This window comes from Bradyrhizobium ivorense, from assembly GCF_900696085.1.
GTDB lineage: Bacteria > Pseudomonadota > Alphaproteobacteria > Rhizobiales > Xanthobacteraceae > Bradyrhizobium > Bradyrhizobium ivorense.
Genome location: NZ_CAADFC020000013.1, coordinates 337,890 through 353,685 on the forward strand (window position 1 = coordinate 337,890; position 15,796 = coordinate 353,685).

At 65.3% G+C, this 15,796-nt stretch carries 14 protein-coding genes; 8 read left to right on the top strand and 6 right to left on the bottom strand.

Features of this window, described 5'->3' with window-relative positions; all coding sequences use genetic code 11:
- Positions 1 to 8: 8 nt before the first annotated feature.
- Positions 9 to 821, bottom strand: coding sequence for an aminoglycoside phosphotransferase family protein (locus CI41S_RS19215; protein WP_139861074.1), 813 nt, complete (start codon positions 819 to 821; stop codon positions 9 to 11).
- A 146-nt stretch (positions 822 to 967) separates the two neighbouring features.
- On the opposite strand from CI41S_RS19215, the gene CI41S_RS19220 reads away from it, so the two are divergent.
- Positions 968 to 2,170, top strand: coding sequence for a GNAT family N-acetyltransferase (locus CI41S_RS19220; RefSeq protein ID WP_347339257.1), 1,203 nt, complete (start codon positions 968 to 970; stop codon positions 2,168 to 2,170).
- A gap of 115 nt (positions 2,171 to 2,285) precedes the next feature.
- Here the strand turns inward: CI41S_RS19220 and frc are convergent, their stop codons facing one another.
- The 3 genes from frc to CI41S_RS19235 all read right to left on the bottom strand — a co-directional run bounded on the left by frc (position 2,286) and on the right by CI41S_RS19235 (position 6,118).
- A complete protein-coding gene (frc, locus tag CI41S_RS19225; protein ID WP_139482430.1) occupies positions 2,286 to 3,563 on the bottom strand; it encodes a formyl-CoA transferase in 1,278 nt (425 codons plus the stop codon).
- Between the two features lie 67 nt (positions 3,564 to 3,630).
- Complete coding sequence (gene oxc / locus CI41S_RS19230; RefSeq protein ID WP_139861075.1) at positions 3,631 to 5,361, bottom strand: oxalyl-CoA decarboxylase; 1,731 nt, start codon at positions 5,359 to 5,361, stop codon at positions 3,631 to 3,633.
- A gap of 61 nt (positions 5,362 to 5,422) precedes the next feature.
- Positions 5,423 to 6,118 carry a GntR family transcriptional regulator gene (locus tag CI41S_RS19235; RefSeq protein WP_139482776.1) on the bottom strand — a complete coding sequence of 232 codons (696 nt, stop codon included), beginning with the start codon at positions 6,116 to 6,118 and terminating at the stop codon, positions 5,423 to 5,425.
- A gap of 217 nt (positions 6,119 to 6,335) precedes the next feature.
- Between CI41S_RS19235 and CI41S_RS19240 the strand changes: the two genes are divergently transcribed.
- The 5 genes from CI41S_RS19240 (at position 6,336) to CI41S_RS19260 (ending at position 11,882) form a co-directional block, all read left to right on the top strand.
- The gene (locus CI41S_RS19240; protein WP_139861076.1) at positions 6,336 to 8,465 is read left to right on the top strand and encodes an acetate--CoA ligase family protein; all 2,130 of its coding nucleotides are present in this window, start codon (positions 6,336 to 6,338) and stop codon (positions 8,463 to 8,465) included.
- Positions 8,466 to 8,603: 138 nt separating this feature from the next.
- Positions 8,604 to 9,068 (top strand): hypothetical protein, encoded by a 465-nt coding sequence (locus CI41S_RS19245; protein ID WP_244626599.1) that lies wholly within the window; start codon positions 8,604 to 8,606, stop codon positions 9,066 to 9,068.
- Positions 9,069 to 9,188: 120 nt separating this feature from the next.
- Positions 9,189 to 9,968 (top strand): NYN domain-containing protein, encoded by a 780-nt coding sequence (locus CI41S_RS19250; RefSeq protein ID WP_139861077.1) that lies wholly within the window; start codon positions 9,189 to 9,191, stop codon positions 9,966 to 9,968.
- A 200-nt stretch (positions 9,969 to 10,168) separates the two neighbouring features.
- Positions 10,169 to 10,555 carry a DUF1236 domain-containing protein gene (locus CI41S_RS19255; protein ID WP_139482434.1) on the top strand — a complete coding sequence of 129 codons (387 nt, stop codon included), beginning with the start codon at positions 10,169 to 10,171 and terminating at the stop codon, positions 10,553 to 10,555.
- Positions 10,556 to 10,820: 265 nt separating this feature from the next.
- Positions 10,821 to 11,882 (top strand): ketopantoate reductase family protein, encoded by a 1,062-nt coding sequence (locus CI41S_RS19260; RefSeq protein ID WP_172628106.1) that lies wholly within the window; start codon positions 10,821 to 10,823, stop codon positions 11,880 to 11,882.
- Positions 11,883 to 12,168: 286 nt separating this feature from the next.
- Here the strand turns inward: CI41S_RS19260 and CI41S_RS19265 are convergent, their stop codons facing one another.
- Positions 12,169 to 12,768, bottom strand: a complete 600-nt coding sequence (locus tag CI41S_RS19265) for a thiamine pyrophosphate-dependent enzyme (protein ID WP_139861079.1) — start codon at positions 12,766 to 12,768, stop codon at positions 12,169 to 12,171.
- 8 nt (positions 12,769 to 12,776) lie between these two features.
- The gene (locus tag CI41S_RS19270) at positions 12,777 to 13,310 is read right to left on the bottom strand and encodes a thiamine pyrophosphate-binding protein (protein ID WP_139861080.1); all 534 of its coding nucleotides are present in this window, start codon (positions 13,308 to 13,310) and stop codon (positions 12,777 to 12,779) included.
- 170 nt (positions 13,311 to 13,480) lie between these two features.
- Here CI41S_RS19270 and CI41S_RS19275 point away from each other — a divergent pair, with 170 nt between their 5' ends.
- Together CI41S_RS19275 and CI41S_RS19280 are read left to right on the top strand one after the other, a co-directional pair.
- Positions 13,481 to 14,446 (top strand): Bug family tripartite tricarboxylate transporter substrate binding protein, encoded by a 966-nt coding sequence (locus CI41S_RS19275; protein WP_139861081.1) that lies wholly within the window; start codon positions 13,481 to 13,483, stop codon positions 14,444 to 14,446.
- 58 nt (positions 14,447 to 14,504) lie between these two features.
- Positions 14,505 to 15,554 (top strand): hydroxyacid dehydrogenase, encoded by a 1,050-nt coding sequence (locus tag CI41S_RS19280; RefSeq protein WP_139861082.1) that lies wholly within the window; start codon positions 14,505 to 14,507, stop codon positions 15,552 to 15,554.
- Positions 15,555 to 15,796: the final 242 nt, after the last annotated feature.

Consider the following 15,796-nt stretch of genomic DNA (forward strand, 5'->3'; position numbering starts at 1 on the left):
ATCGAGATTCAATCCTGCGGATCGAGCGCCGCCTCGATCCGCGGGATCAGTTTGTCGCGCAGGGCGGGCATTGCGTCGCTGAACAGGACAAAGGCGCGGGCAATCGGCAGATAGGGCTCGATCGCCGCCGCCAGCGCCGCTTCGGACATGCCGGTCAGCCGCGCGTACTCGGACTGCGCGGCGGCATTGACGGCGCGCGGCCGCGCCGGATTGTCGACGACTTCAGGCGCGACCTCGGACAGCGACACGTGGCATCTGGCAAGCTCGAAGGCGGCGGGTGCGCGGACCACGCTGCCCCAGTCGATGAGCCTCGGACCATCCGCCGTCATGATCACGTTGCCGGGGTGGACGTCGGAATGGCACAGTCCGTCGCCCGGCCGCAGCCGGTCGATCAGGGCAAGAATGCCCGCGGCGATGCGTTGTGGAACGGCGTCGTCGGAGAGCCGCAACATGCCGTCCATCAGGTCGCGCAGCGACAGGATGTCCGGCGGCGGGGGCGTGTCGTGCACGGCCCGGCAGAGCGAGGCGAGGATCGCGCCCGCTTGCCCGAGGCTGATCGCGCCGCTGCGGGTTTGCTGCAGCAAAGTGGGGCCGTCGAGGCGGGTGAGCACGATGCCGAAACGCCCCTCCACAGTCACCTCGCCAAGCACCTCCGGTGCCGCACAGCCGGCGGCGAAGGCGGCGCGGGTCATCCGCGCCTCCCATCGGCACGACTGCTTCGATACCCCGGTCTTGAGCAGTTTGACGACCTGAGCGGGCGCCCAGGCGTGGATGTCCGCAAAGGCGCCTTCGCCGAGCTTCTCCCCCAGGGACCCCCGCATCGTCCGTCCTCCCGCCCCGAACAGCTAACGTCGGCGCACGCCGCCTAAAAAGTTCCCTTGTTGCGAGGATGGCACAGAGTCCCCCGGCCAAATCAACTACATTCGAGCCGGACTTGGAAAGTTAAGCATCGCAGTGGGGGCAATGCGTGACTTCAGACGTCGTCAGCCTGACTGACACTCCAAGTGCAGCCGACGCGGCCGCCGCTCCTGCGCGGTTTTGCGTGAAGATCATGACGCGCGGCGACATCGCCGGTTGCCCCGCCTGGGCGGCCAGCTTCGCCGACCTGCGCAAGGATCGCCGCTACTACGAAATTCTCGAGGATACGCTCGGCGACGGCGTCGAGTACCGGTACTTCGCGATCGTCGACCGCGCCGGCTGCATCCAGGCCGTGCAGCCGTTTTTCCTGCTCGACCAGGACATTCTCGAGGGACTTGGCGAGACTTGGCAGCCGTGGCTTGCGCGCATCCGGCGCGTCGCGCCGCGGTTCTTCAAGACCCGCACCCTGATGGTTGGATGCTTCGCCGGCGAGGGACACCTCGCCGGATCGGACGCGGTGCCGTCAGGCGAGATGGCGAAAATTCTTTGCCGCGAGATCGTCGATCTCGCAAGGTCGTGCCGCGCGCAGCTGATCGTCCTCAAGGAATTCCCGGCGCGCTACCGCCCGGTGCTGGATTGCTTCGTGCGGCGCGGCTTTGCCCGCGCGCCGAGCATGCCGATGACGGCACTCAACATCGAGCACGACGATTTCGACGCCTACATGCAGAATGCGCTGCCGCGATCGGCGAGGTGGCAGCTGCGCAAGAAGTTCAAGGCAACCGACGGCGAACGCCTTTCGCTTACCGTCACCGCTGACGCGAAGGACGCCGTCGACGACATCTATCCGCTCTATTTGCAGGTGTTCGACCGTTCGAAATTCCGCTTCGAGAAGCTGTCCGCCGATTATTTCCGCCGGCTTGGCAGCGACATGAAGGACAAGATCCAGTTCTTCATCTGGCGCCGCGGCGGCAAGGTGGTCGCCTTCAGCCTCTGCATGGTCGAAGGCGACAGCCTGTTCTGGGAATATGTCGGGCTGGACTATGCCGTCGCGCTCGACCTGCATCTCTACTACTACACCATTCGCGACATGATGAACTGGGCGATCGCCAACGGCTACAAGTGGCTGCGCAGCACCGGCCTCAGCTATGAGCCGAAATTCCGGATGCGGCACGATCTCGATCCGCTCGACCTCTATGTGCGGCTGCGCTCGCCGCTGCCGAACGCGATCTTCAGGCTGCTGCTGCCCTGGATCGTTCCGGCCCGCTACGACAAGACGCTGCGACGGTTCGCGAATTATCGCGATCTCTGGTAGCGGGTGTGCGCGGCGAGGGGCGGTTCGCCGCAAACATGATCTGAAGCGCCTTGTCCTCCAAAACAAAATGGCCGCGGTTTCCCGCGGCCATTTGCGTCTTGTCTGAGTTCGGCTGTTACTCGGCGGCCTGCTTCCGCGGCGGGTCGAGCGCGCCGGAGTCGTGGATCTCGGCGACCTGGTGGTCGGAGAAGCCGAGCACCTGGCGCAGGATCTCGTCGGTGTGCTCGCCGAGCAGCGGCGAGCGGGTGACCTCGCTCGGCGAGTCCGACAGCTTGATCGGGTTGCCGACCGAGATGTACTTGCCGCGGGTCGGGTGATCGACCTCGACCACGGTGCCGGTGGCGCGCAGCGACTGGTCCTCGGCGATCTCCTTCATCGACAGGATCGGGCCGCAGGGGATGTCGTCCTTGTTGAGGATCTCCATCGCCTCGAACTTGGTCTTCGTCATCGTCCACTGTTCGATGCGGGCAAAGATCTCGTTGAGGCGCGGCAGGCGGGCCGGCGGCTTGGCGTAGTTCGGATCGGTCTTCCAGGTCGGCTCGCCGATCACGTCGCAGATCTTCTCCCAAACCTGCGCCTGGGTGATGAAGTAGATGTAGGCGTTCGGGTCGGTCTCCCAGCCCTTGCACTTCAGGATGCGGCCGGGCTGGCCGCCGCCGGAATCGTTGCCGGCGCGCGGCACGGCGTCGCCGAACGGGATGCCTTCGCCGAACTGGCTGTATTCCTTGAGCGGACCGTGGGCGAGGCGCTGCTGGTCGCGCAGCTTGACGCGGGCGAGGTTGAGCACGCCGTCCTGCATCGCGGCGGTGACCTTCTGGCCCTTGCCGGTACTGGTGCGCTGGTGGAGCGCGGCCAAGATACCGATCGCGAGATGCAGGCCGGTGCCAGTGTCGCCGATCTGGGCGCCGGTGACGAGCGGCAGACCGTCGCGGAAGCCGGTGGTGGAGGCGGCGCCGCCGGTACACTGAGCGACGTTCTCGTAAACCTTGCAATCCTCATACGGGCCGGGGCCGAAACCCTTGATCGAGGCGACGATCATCTTCGGGTTGAGGCTGTGGATCTTCTCCCAGGGGAAGCCCATGCGGTCGAGTACGCCGGGGCCGAAATTCTCGACCAGCACGTCGCAGTTCTTGATCAGCGCGGTCAGCACCTCCTTGCCCTTCGGGTTCTTGGTGTCGAGCGTGATCGAGCGCTTGTTGTGGTTCAGCATGGTGAAATACAGGCTGTCCACGTTCGGGATGTCCTGCAGCTGGCCGCGCGTGATGTCGCCGACGCCGGGACGCTCGACCTTGATCACGTCGGCGCCGAACCAGGCCAGCAATTGCGTGCACGTCGGCCCCGACTGGACGTGGGTGAAATCGAGAATGCGAACGCCCTTGAGCGCCTTGGTCATATCGTTTGCTCCGTACTCTGTCTGTCTGCCCCTGCACCCGCAGGGAGTGTTTGGGTTTAAGGGGGACTTACTTCTTCTTAAGAACGCTCTGCGGATTGAGGTTGCCGATGCGGCCGCTCTCCGAGCCCGCCGCCGGATCGATCACGGCGTTGATCAGGGTCGGCTTGCCGGAATCCAGCGCGGCGTTGACCGCGCGCTTGAGCTCGTCGGGCGAGGTGGCGTTGATGCCGACGCCGCCGAACGCCTCCATCATCTTGTCGTAGCGCGAGCCCTTGACGAACACCGTGGTCGCCGGATCCTCGCTGACATTGTTGACGTCGGTGCCGCGATAGATGCCGTCATTGTTGAAGATCACGACGCAGACCGGCAGCTTGTAGCGGCAGATGGTCTCGACCTCCATGCCTGAGAAACCGAAGGCGCTGTCGCCTTCGACCGCGAGCACCGGGTGGCCGGTCTCGATCGCGGCGGCGATCGAATAGCCCATGCCGATGCCCATCACGCCCCAGGTGCCGACGTCGAGCCGCTTGCGCGGCTTGTGCATGTCGACGACGCCGCGGGCGAGGTCGAGCGTGTTGGCGCCTTCGTTGACGAAGATGGTCTCGGGACGCTCCGCGACGATGGCGCGCAGCGCGCCGAGCGCACCGTGATAATCCATCGGCGAGGCGTTGCTCATCAGCTTCGGAGCCATCTTGGCGACGTTGTCGTCACGCTTCTTGCTGACGGTTGCGAGCCAGTCGCTCGGCGCTGCGGTCCAGTTCGCGCCCATGGCGTCGAGCAGGGCGGTGACGCAGGAGCCGATATCGCCGACCACGGGGGCCACGATCTCGACGTTGGAATCCATTTCCTTCGGCTCGATGTCGACCTGGATGAACTTCTTCGGAGCATCGCCCCAGGTCTTGCCCTTGCCGTGCGACAGCAGCCAGTTGAGGCGGGCGCCGATCAGCATCACGACGTCGGCGTCCTTCAGCACGGTCGAGCGCGCCGCGCCGGCACACTGCGGATGCAGGTCGGGCAACAGGCCCTTGGCCATGCTCATCGGCAGGAACGGCACGCCGCTCTTCTCGATGAAGGCCTTGATCTGCTGGTCGGCCTGCGCATAGGCCGCGCCCTTGCCGAGGATCACCAGCGGACGCTTGGCGCTCTTCAAAACCTCGAGCGCGCGCTTGACCGCCGACGGGGAGGGGATCTGCTCCGGCGCCGCGTCGATCACCTTGACCAGCGACTTCTGGCCGGCGTCGGCGTTCATCACCTGGCCGAACAATTTTGCCGGCAGGTCGAGATAAACGCCGCCCGGACGGCCGGACACCGCGGCGCGGATCGCGCGGGCGAGGCCGATGCCGATGTCCTGGGCGTGCAGCACGCGGAACGCCGCCTTGCACAGCGGTTTTGCAATTGCGAGCTGGTCCATTTCCTCATAGTCGCCCTGCTGCAGGTCGACGATCTCGCGCTCGGAGGAACCCGAGATCAGGATCATCGGGAAGCAGTTGGTGGTGGCATGGGCGAGGGCGGTGAGGCCGTTGAGGAATCCGGGCGCCGACACCGTGAGGCAGACGCCGGGCCGCTTGGTCAGGAAGCCGGCGATCGAGGCCGCGTAGCCGGCGTTCTGCTCGTGGCGGAACGACACCACGCGGATGCCTTCCGCCTGGGCCATGCGGCCCAGGTCCGTGATCGGGATACCCGGCACGCCATAGATGGTGTTGATGCCGTTGAGCTTCAGCGCATCGATGACGAGGTGGAAGCCATCGGTGAGCTCCTGCTCGGTGCCCGGTGCCTCGGACTTGGTGGCGGTATTCAGCATCGGCATCGTCTCCCTTGGACGTTCTTGTTCGGACGATCTGTTGTCGTCTGAAACGAGTGGACTAAGTGAATAATTCCTGGCCGTGCGCCTCGACATAAGCCGCAAGGCCAAGGGTGTGGTCGCGCGCGCGTTTTTCCGCGAGCTCGGTATCGCGTGCCTCCAGCGCCTCGATGATCCCGAGATGCTCGGGCAGCGAGGTCGCGGTGCGGTCCTTGCGCCCGATCGTGAGCTGGCGATAGCCGCGCACGTGCAGGAGCAGGTCATTGGTGAGATCGACCAGCACAGGGGATTCCGACAGCGAGATCAGCGCCTGGTGGAAGGCGATGTTGGCCTTGGAATATTCCTCGATGTGATCCTGCGGCAGCCGGTCGTCGCCGAAATCCTTGAAGAAGTCGCGCAGCGCCGAGATGTCCTTCTTGCGCGCGGTGGTGGTGATCAGCCGCGCCGCCATGCTCTCCAGCGCCGCCCAGGCGCGGATCATGTCGACGATCTCCGCCTTGGTGCGGCGGACCACGACGATGCCGCGGCGTGGCACGGTCTTCACGAAGCCGTCCTGCTCGAGCATTGCGATCGCTTCGCGGATCGGCGTGCGGCTGACGCCGAGTCGCTCGGACAGCGCGCGCTCGTCGAGCATCACCGGCTCCGGCGTCGCGTAGATGTCCATTTTCAGAATCGCTTCCTTCAAGGCCTCGTAGGCCTTGTTCTTGAAGCTCGTCTCGGGCGCGATCCGGACGATGGCGATATCTGTGTCAGCCATGTTGGGCGACGCCTTGGTCTGCGTTGGTTCGGGCACGACTCGTCTCCTCCTCGTTGGAGACGTCTTCTTAGCAGAAGAAATTACCTTAGATTTTTGGCATGCCAAATACCAGAATGTCAAGACACCCATTTTTTCGGCATTTTTGGATGCTGATCGACCTTGACAATTGCTTCTCTGGCATACCAAATGCCATAAAATCTGTCCCAGGAGGAAGCCAATGTCAAATTCTAAGGATGCGGTCCGCAAAGTTCTCGATGCGGTCAAGGCCGACAAGCGCACGAGCCTCACCGCGCCTGAAGGCAAGGTGGTGTGCGACGCCTACGGCATTCCGGTGCCGAAGGAAGGCGTCGCCAAGTCGGCCTCCGAGGCCGCCCGGATCGCCTCCGACATGGGGTTCCCGGTCGTGATGAAGATCGTCTCGCCGGACATCCTGCACAAGACCGAGGCCGGCGGCGTCGTGGTCGGCGTCAAGAGCGCTGAAGACGCCGAGAAGAGCTACGCGACCATTCTCGCCAACGCCAAGAAGTACAAGGCCGACGCCAAGATCGACGGCATCCAGGTGCAGCAGATGCTGGGCGGCGGCACCGAGGTGATCGTCGGCTCGATCACCGACGGCTCGTTCGGCAAGCTGGTCGCCTTCGGCCTCGGCGGCGTGCTGGTCGAAGTCCTCAAGGACATCACCTTCCGCCTCGCGCCGGCGACCAAGGACGACGCGCTTTCGATGCTCGACGGCATCCAGGCCCATGAGATGCTGAAAGGCGTGCGCGGCGGCGAGCCCGTCAACCGCGAGGCGCTCGCCGACGTCATCGTCAAGGTCTCGCAGCTGGTCAGCGATTTCCCCGAAATCGTCGAGCTCGACCTCAACCCGGTGTTCGCGACAGCCAAGAATGCGATCGCCGCCGACGTCCGCATCGTCGTCGACTTCGACTACAAGCCGCGGCCGGCGCCGCGCCCGACCGAAGAGATCGTCGCGGCAATGAGCCGCATCATGCAGCCGAAGGGCGTCGCCGTGATCGGCGCCTCCGCCGAGGACGGCAAGATCGGCAACTCGGTGATGAAGAACCTGATCAACGGTGGCTACAAGGGCGAGATCTACCCGATCCACCCCAAGGCCCCCGAGATTCTCGGCTACAAGGCCTATAAGAGCGTCAAGGACGTGCCCGGCGTGATCGACACCGCGGTGTTCGCGATCCCTGCAAAATTCGTCGCCGGCGCGCTCGCCGAATGCGGCGAGAAGAAGATCCCCGGCGCGGTGCTGATTCCGTCGGGCTTCGCCGAAGCCGGCGCGCCCGAGCTGCAGGCCGAGATCGTCGAGGTCGGCAAGAAGTACAACATCCGCCTGATGGGGCCGAACATCTACGGCTTCTACTACACCCCGGCCAACCTCTGCGCGACCTTCTGCACCGCCTATGACGTCAAAGGTCACGCGGCGCTGTCGTCGCAGTCGGGCGGCATCGGCATGGCGATCATCGGTTTCTCGCGCTCGGCCAAGATGGGCGTTTCGGCGATCGTCGGTCTCGGCAACAAGTCGGATATCGACGAGGACGATCTGCTCGCCTTCTTCGAGCAGGATCCGAACACCAACCTGATCGCGCAGCACTGCGAAGACCTCAAGGACGGCCGCGCCTTCGCGGAAGCCGCCAAGCGCGTCGCCAAGAAGAAGCCGGTGGTCGTGCTCAAGGCCGGCCGCACCTCGGCCGGCGCCAAGGCGGCCTCGTCGCACACCGGCGCGCTCGCCGGCAACGACAAGATCTATGAGGACGTGTTCAAGCAGTCCGGCGTGATCCGGGCCCGCAGCCTGCGGCAGCTGCTCGAATTCGCCCGCGGCGTGCCGGTGTTGCCGACCCCGAAGGGCGAGAACGTGCTGATCATCACCGGTGCCGGCGGCTCCGGCGTGCTGCTCTCCGACTCCGTCGTCGACAACGGCCTGTCGCTGATGCAGATGCCGCCGGATCTCGATGCGGCGTTCCGCAAGTTCATCCCGCCGTTCGGCGCGGCCGGAAATCCTGTGGATATCACCGGCGGCGAGCCGCCGATCACCTATGTCAACACCGTGAAGCTCGGCCTGTCGGATGAGCGCATCCACGCGCTGATCCTCGGCTACTGGCACACGATCGTGACGCCGCCGATGGTGTTCGCGCGCAACATGGTCGAGGTGAAGAAGGAGATGGAGGCCAAGGGCTTTGTGAAGCCGATGGTCGCCTCGCTCGCCGGCGACGTCGAAGTCGAGGAGGCCGCCGAATATCTCTACCAGAACGGCATCCCGGCCTATGCGTATTCGACCGAACTGCCGGTCGAGGTGCTCGGTGCCAAGTACAAGTGGGCGCGCGGCGCGGGCCTGCTCTGATTTAACCCTGGAGTGAACTGAACGATGCCGCTCCTGAGACGATCCGGAGCGGCATCGAACCGTTAACGGCATCCGAGAAATCGGGGCCTGTCGGATAATTCGGCTTTAACGGGGGCCGACTAGACCGTCTCCTGCAACATGCTGGATGCCTGGACGGCGTCAGATGTTGCGTCCGGAGGAGGCGTTTTCCCCATGATGTCAGCTCAACTCGATCTGGATTTTGCCAGCGACGATCACGCCAGGGCGCAGATCGACGCGGCCGTGAGCTATCTGCTCAGGGACACCAGCGGCGCGGCACGCGACCATGCCGTCGAGGCCATTGTCGAGATGGTTCGCGGCGTCGCAGGCCGGTCGCCTCACTCCGACACCGCATCGAACAGGTCGCCCATGACTGGCGTGACCTATCGGGATTTTGTGATCGATGCCTACCGGCGCGATGTCGATCGCTGGCGCGCCACGATTCGTCGCGCCAACGGCAAGAAAATCCGGATCGCCTTTCCGCCTTCAGTGCGTGACGAGGCCACCACCACGTCCGACGCGATCACCGCCGAGAAGGCGGTCGAGTTTGCCAGGATGGCAATCGACGCCGGCGAGGTGATCTGAGCCGGCCGGCGCGGCCGTGGTTCCCGGGAAATAAGGCTGGCGGCGAGCGCCTCGACATCGCTATACCCGTCCATCGCCGCGCCGCGAGCGATGTGCTCCGGTTCAACGATGGGGGACGCCATGCCTGCCGAACTCCGCTCGCCCCGTCTTGCCGTCCTGATCGACGCCGACAACGCCTCGGCGAAGATCGCGGACGGGCTGTTCGAGGAGATCGCCAAGATCGGCGAAGCCAGCGTCCGTCGCATCTACGGCGACTTCTCCAATCCGCGGTCCAGGGCCTGGGCCGATATTCTTTCCAAGCACGCCATCATCCCGCAGCAGCAATTCGCCTACACGACCGGAAAGAACGCGTCCGACATCACGCTGGTGATCGACGCGATGGACCTGCTGCACAGCGGCCGGTTCGATGGCTTCTGCCTGGTGTCGTCGGACAGCGATTTCACCCGTCTCGCCGCGCGGATCCGCGAGCACGGCATCGACGTGTTTGGGTTCGGCGAGCAGAAGACGCCGGAGAGTTTTCGGCAGGCCTGCCGCAGGTTCGTCTATACCGAGAATTTGCGCGGCGGCGTGAGCAGCACCCAGGAAGCAACTGCGCCTGCGAAGTCGCTGCAGCCGCCCGAGGCGGCCGTCCCCATCATCAAGAACGTCATCACCCAGATGGAGAGCGAAGACGGCTGGGTTGCGCTCGGTGAGGTCGGCCGCCGACTGGCCAATCTCGCGTCCGATTTCGATCAGCGGACCTACGGCTTTCGCACCCTGAGCGACCTCGTGCGAAAGACAAATGCATTCGAGATCGATCAGGCCAAGGGCGGGGCGATGCGCATCCGCATCAAGCCGGCGGCCGCGCCGCCCGCAAAACCGTCCAGGAGACGGCGCGCGGCGCGAAAGCCGCCGGAGTGAACGGCGCGCAGCGCGGGTCTGATTCAATCCCGATGTGAACCGGAGGTGAACGCCGCTTCGGAGCGGATTCGAAGCGGGCAATTTCAGTTGTGCGGAACCGGCGGAACTGCGTTCCGCGCATGACGCTGCCGCGTTGGAACCGGAACGTTCTCCTACCTCCGGATGTTGAAGGGCGTCGTTCAACTCGGAGGAGGAGAATCATGAACAAGCGTCTTACCGTTTCCCTTGTCGCCGCGTCGCTGCTCGCGTCCGGCTCGGCCTTTGCGCAGTCGACCACGGCGGCGGGTGCCGCGAATGGCGCGCGAGCCGGCCATGACATCGCGGGCCCCGTGGGCGAGATCGTCGGCGGCACGGTTGGTGCTGCGGTCGGCGCCGGGCTCGAGATCCCGAATGCGGTGATCGGCGCGATCCCGCGCGACGAGCCGTCGGTCGTGGTGCGCGAGCGCGTCGTGGTCGGCGAGCCGCTGCCCGACACCGTCGTGCTGCACCCGGTGCCGCGCTACACGCAGTATCGCTATGCTGTTGTCAATGATCGCCGCGTGATCGTCGAACCGCGCACCCGCCGGGTGATCAGGGTCATCGACTGATCCAGCTAGACACTATCCCCCGTCATTGCGAGGAGCGATAGCGACGAAGCAATCCATTTCTCCGCTTGCCGTGAGATGGATTGCTTCGCTCGCAATGACGAGAGGAGATGGCAGTGATCCTCGCGGGCGCGTCGCCCGCGGGGATTGGCTCGCCCATCACACGCGGCATGGCACGACCGCGCTTTTAGCATGATGCGACCGCTTGGCCGGAAATCGTGATCCCCTAGACTGGTCCGCAATGACCAAAAGAGCAGGGGAGAACAACATGGGCCGGAAGATCGCGATCGTCGGAGCAGGGGCCGTTGGCGGCTACGCCGGCGCGCACATGGCGCAGGCCGGCGAGGACGTCACCTTCATCGATCCCTGGCCCGAGCATGTCGAGCACATGCGAAAGCACGGCCTGCGCGTCACCCACGCCATGGATGTCCCGGAATTCACCGTCCCGGTCCGCGCGCTGCACGTCACCGACGCGCAGCAGCTGGCAAAGGAGCAGCCGGTCGACATCGCCTTCGTCTGCATGAAGTCCTACGACACCGCCTGGGCCACCATGCTGATCCGGCAATATCTGGCGGCCGACGGCTATGTGGTGTCGCTGCAGAACTGCATGAACGAGGAGACCATCGCCGGCGTGGTCGGCTGGGGCAAGACGCTCGGCTGCATCGCCAGCAGCATCACCGTCAACTTGCCGGAGCCCGGCCACATCCACCGCGGCGCCGGCAAGGGCGGCGCCGCGCACACCGTGTTTCGCGCCGGCGAGGTGCATGGCCGCATCACCGCGCGCGCCGAGGAGGTCTGCCGCCTGGTCGGCTATTCCGACAGCGCGAAAGTCACAGCCAACCTCTGGGGCGAGCGCTGGTCAAAGCTGGTCGCCAACGCGATGCAAAATGGGCTCTCTGCCTGCACCGGGCTGCCCGGCGGCGAGATTCTGCAAAGCGAGCCGCTGCGCCGCTTCTCGACCCGGCTCGGCAGCGAGGCGATCCGGGTCGGCCAGGCGAACGGCTACCAGCTGGAAGAAATCTTGCACCTGCCGCCGGAGATCATCGCCCGCGCCGGCGAGGGCGACGCGGCCGCGATGCGCGCCTGCGACGAGCAGCGCTTCAAGGATTCCAAGCGCACCTCGTCCGCGCAGCGCCCCTCGATGGGCCAGGACATGCAGAAGGGCCGCCGCACCGAGATCGAATTCCTCAACGGTTTTGTGGTGCGCGAAGGCGAAAGGCTCGGCATCGCCTGCACCGCCAACGCCGCGCTGACCGACATCGTCAAGCGCGTCGAACGCGGCGAGTTGAAGCCGGACCCGCGGCACATTACCGAGCTGCGGATGAATTGACGTTGCATCCACCGCCGTATTGCGCGCGGAGCGACCCGCCCCACACTCCGTGTCATTCCCCGCGAAGGCGGGGAATCCAGTACGCCGAGACCTCTCGATTCAAGCACAGGCGCCTCTGGAATACTGGATCGCCCGGTCGAGCCGGACGGCGGAGGAGACGGCAGGCTTTCTCCACGTCATTGCGAGGAGCGAAGCGACGAAGCAATCCATTTCTCCGTATGTGCGGAAAGATGGATTGCTTCGCTTCGCTCGCAATGACGGAAAAACGCAGGCGCTGCGCTCGGCTCTACAGCGGCTGCCTTACCCCCATCCCGTGCATGAACCGCTCGCGGATCTGCACGGGGTCGCGCCGGGTCGTGCCGGTGCCGGGCTTGTCGTCGATGCGGACGCCGATCAGGGTCGGCACGGTGGCGGTCATCGACTGCGCGATCAGGCGCTCGAAATCGTCCTCGTCGGCGGCCCAGGAGCTGTTCGCGATGCCGCTCGCCACCGCGACCGCGATGAGGTCGGTATGGCCTGCTGCCGGCGTCGGCTGGCTGCCGGTGATTTGGTAGATGCCGTTGTCCATCACCACCATGGTGAGGTTTTTCGGCGCCAGCGTCGCGATGGTCGCAAGGCAGCCGAGCTGCATCAACAGCGAGCCGTCGCCCTCGAGCGCAAACACCCGCCGCTGCGGCTGCGCCAGCGCCACCCCGAGCGCGATCGGGAAGGCGAGGCCCATGCTGCCTAGCATGTAGAAATTCTCAGGCCGATGGCCGGCGGCCCAGAGGTCGAAATTGGTGTTGCCGATGCCGCCGATCACGGCCTCGTCCTTCAGCTTTGTGACGAGCCGCTGGGTGAGGTCGAAGCGGTTCATCACCTTGGTGTTGCGCTGCGGGTTGCTCATGGCCGGTCTCACTTGTCGAACACTTTGCCGCCGGTGAGCAGCGGATTGAGGATCAGCGCCACCGGCGCCTGGGTGGTGATGGCCTGCTTGATCGAGCGGTCGGCGATGAATTCGAGCTCGTCGAGCCGGGTGATGGTGTGGTGCTCCAGCGCCAGCGATTCCAGCACCGGGCGCATGGTGCGGCAGACCAGCGCCTGGCCGTAATTGAACTCGCCGAGCGTGCCGCGCTCGGAGACGACCATGATCAGCGGAATCTGGTAGGGCACCGCGAGCGAGGCCAGCACGTTGGCGAGCGTGGCAAAGCCCGAGGTCTGCATCAGCACCGCGCCGCGCATCCCCGCCATCCAGGCGCCGGAGACGATGCCGACCGCCTCTTCCTCGCGCGCGGTCGGAAACGTTGAGAAATAGGCGTCGGCGTGCAGGCTCTTGATCAGCGGCGTCAGCACCTTGTCGGGCACGTAGGGCACGAGGCGGATCTCGTTGCGCTTCAACGTCTGCTGCACGATGCCGTGCCAGGTCGTTGCTTGTTCCGTGGCCGCCATCCTGTTCTCCCTCGACGCGCGACGCTGATGGCCGCTTGGGGAGCCAAAACTTGACGCGGTGCATGCGATTGTCAACATGCCCCGTCCGCAACGCGATCTGCGCAATTCGGCGGTCCTACCCGCCGGTTCGGCATGCGATACAGACGGCAACGATAAAAGGGGAGGCGTGCATGGCCGGATGGATCTGGCGGACGGCCATTGGACTGGCTGCGATCATCGCGGCCGGCGTCGCCTCCGCCCAGACGTTCCCGGCAAAGGCCGTTCACATCTTCGTCCCGTATCCGCCCGGCGGCGGCGTCGACGTACTGACGCGGACGCTGGCCGACGTGGTGTCGAAGAACTGGGGCCAATCGATCGTGGTCGAGAACCGGCCCGGCGCCGGCGGGGTGATCGCCTCGCAGGCGATCGCGACCGCCGCGCCCGATGGCTACACGCTGATCATGGTGGCGAGCGGCCATGCCACCAATCCATTCCTCTATCCAAAACTGCCTTACGACACGTTTACGGACTTTTCGCCGATCTCGCTGCTCGCGTCGTCGCCGAACGTGCTGCTGGTGCGAAGCGATTCACCGTTCAAGACGGTGGCCGACATCATCACCGCGGCGAAGACCAAGCCGGGCGGCCTGTCCTATGGCCATGCCGGCAACGGCACCTCGACGCATCTCGCCGGTGCCCTGCTCAACAGCCTGGCCAGGATCGATCTCAACGCGATCCCCTATAAGGGCGGCGCGCCGGCGATCAACGATCTGCTCGGCGGCCAGATTCCGATGTCGTTCAACAACGGGCCGGAATCGGTCGGGCAGTTGCAGGCCGGCACAGTCCGCGCGCTGGCGGTGACGACGGCGACGCGTGCGCCGTTCCTGCCCAACGTGCCGAGCATGTCCGAGACCGTGCCGGATTACGACACCGAGGTGTGGTGGGGCCTGCTCGGTCCGGGCGGCATGCCGGCCGATCTCGTCGCCAAGATCTCGGGCGATTTCGTCGCGGCGCTCAACACCGATGCGGTGAAGGAGCGGCTCGGCAAGCTCGGCGCGATCCCGATCGGCAGCGCGCCGGCGGCATTCGTGGCCAAGATCAGGGCCGACTACGACAAATGGGAGCCGATCATCAAGGCCGCCGGCATGAAGGCGGAATGAGCTGATCGACAATCCCGCAAGACTTGACGACTTCCCCAACTGAGAGCTGCTCGCAGACATGACCGTCAACAACAAGCGCGTGTTCTACGTCAAATACCTCGCCCACGAGATCTACATCGACATCATGAAGAAGCGGCCGGACGTCCGGCTCGACCGGCTCGAGAACGAGACGCCGGAGGCGCAGTTCGCGCCGATCCTCGGCGAGGCGCATGCCTACCAGATCGGCGCCGCGCGCGACGAGCTGGCGCCGCACTTCCACGCCCATGCCGATCTGCTCAAGCGCGCGCCGAACTTGCTGATCGTGTCGTCGAATGGTGCGGGCTTTGATCCCGTCGACGTCGAGGCCTGCACCAAAGCCGGCGTGCTGGTGGTCAACCAGTCCGGCGGCAACGCCAATTCGGTTGCCGAGCATGCGCTCGCCATGATGCTCACGCTGTCGAAGCGGATCATCCAGTCCGACCGCCGGCTGCGGCGCGAGGCCAATGTCAACCGCAACGAATTGATCGGCAACGAGCTGCAGGAGAAGACCGTTGGCATCGTGGGCCTCGGCAATGTCGGCCGCCGCATCGCCGAGCTGTGCCGCGGCCTGCTGCACATGAAGGTGATCGCCTACGATCCCTATCTCACCGCGGAGGAGATGGCGAAGCGGGGCGGGGAGAAGGTCGAGCTCGACGATCTCCTGCGCCGTTCGGATTTCGTCTCGATCTCGTGCCCGCTGGACAGCAAGAGCCGCGGCATGATCTCGACCCGCGAATTCGCGCTGATGCAGCCGCACGCCTTCTTCGTCACCACCGCGCGCGGCTTCATTCATGACGAGAAGGCGCTGGAGGAAGCGCTGCGCGACAAGCGCATCGCCGGCGCCGGTCTCGACGTCTGGTCCAAGGAACCGCCGCCGCCGGACCATCCGCTGCTGCAATTCGACAACGTGCTGGCCAGCCCGCACACCGCCGGCGTCACCCGCGAGGCCCGCATCAACATGGGCCGCATCGCCGCCGAACAGCTGCTCGACGCCCTCGACGGCAAGCGCCCGCCGCGCATCATCAATCCCGAGGTGTGGCCGGTATATGCAAGACGGTTCGAGAAGGCGTTCGGGTTTGCGCCGGGGTAGGTGATGGGATTGCCGCCCGCGACGTGAGGTGCGCATGCATCTCAGGCTCCCTCTCCCCTTGTGGCAGAGGGTTGGGGGTGAGGGGTGGCCCCGGGCGAGATGCTCGACGAAGCCACCGCCCGCGCAATTGCGTGTCCCTCGAGTGCAAGACGAGAGGGTCCCCGTGGGGTACCCCTCACCCTAACCCTCTCCCACAAGGGGAGAGGGAACCCTCCCGGCGGTGCGTCCTCACGCGTGCCGCG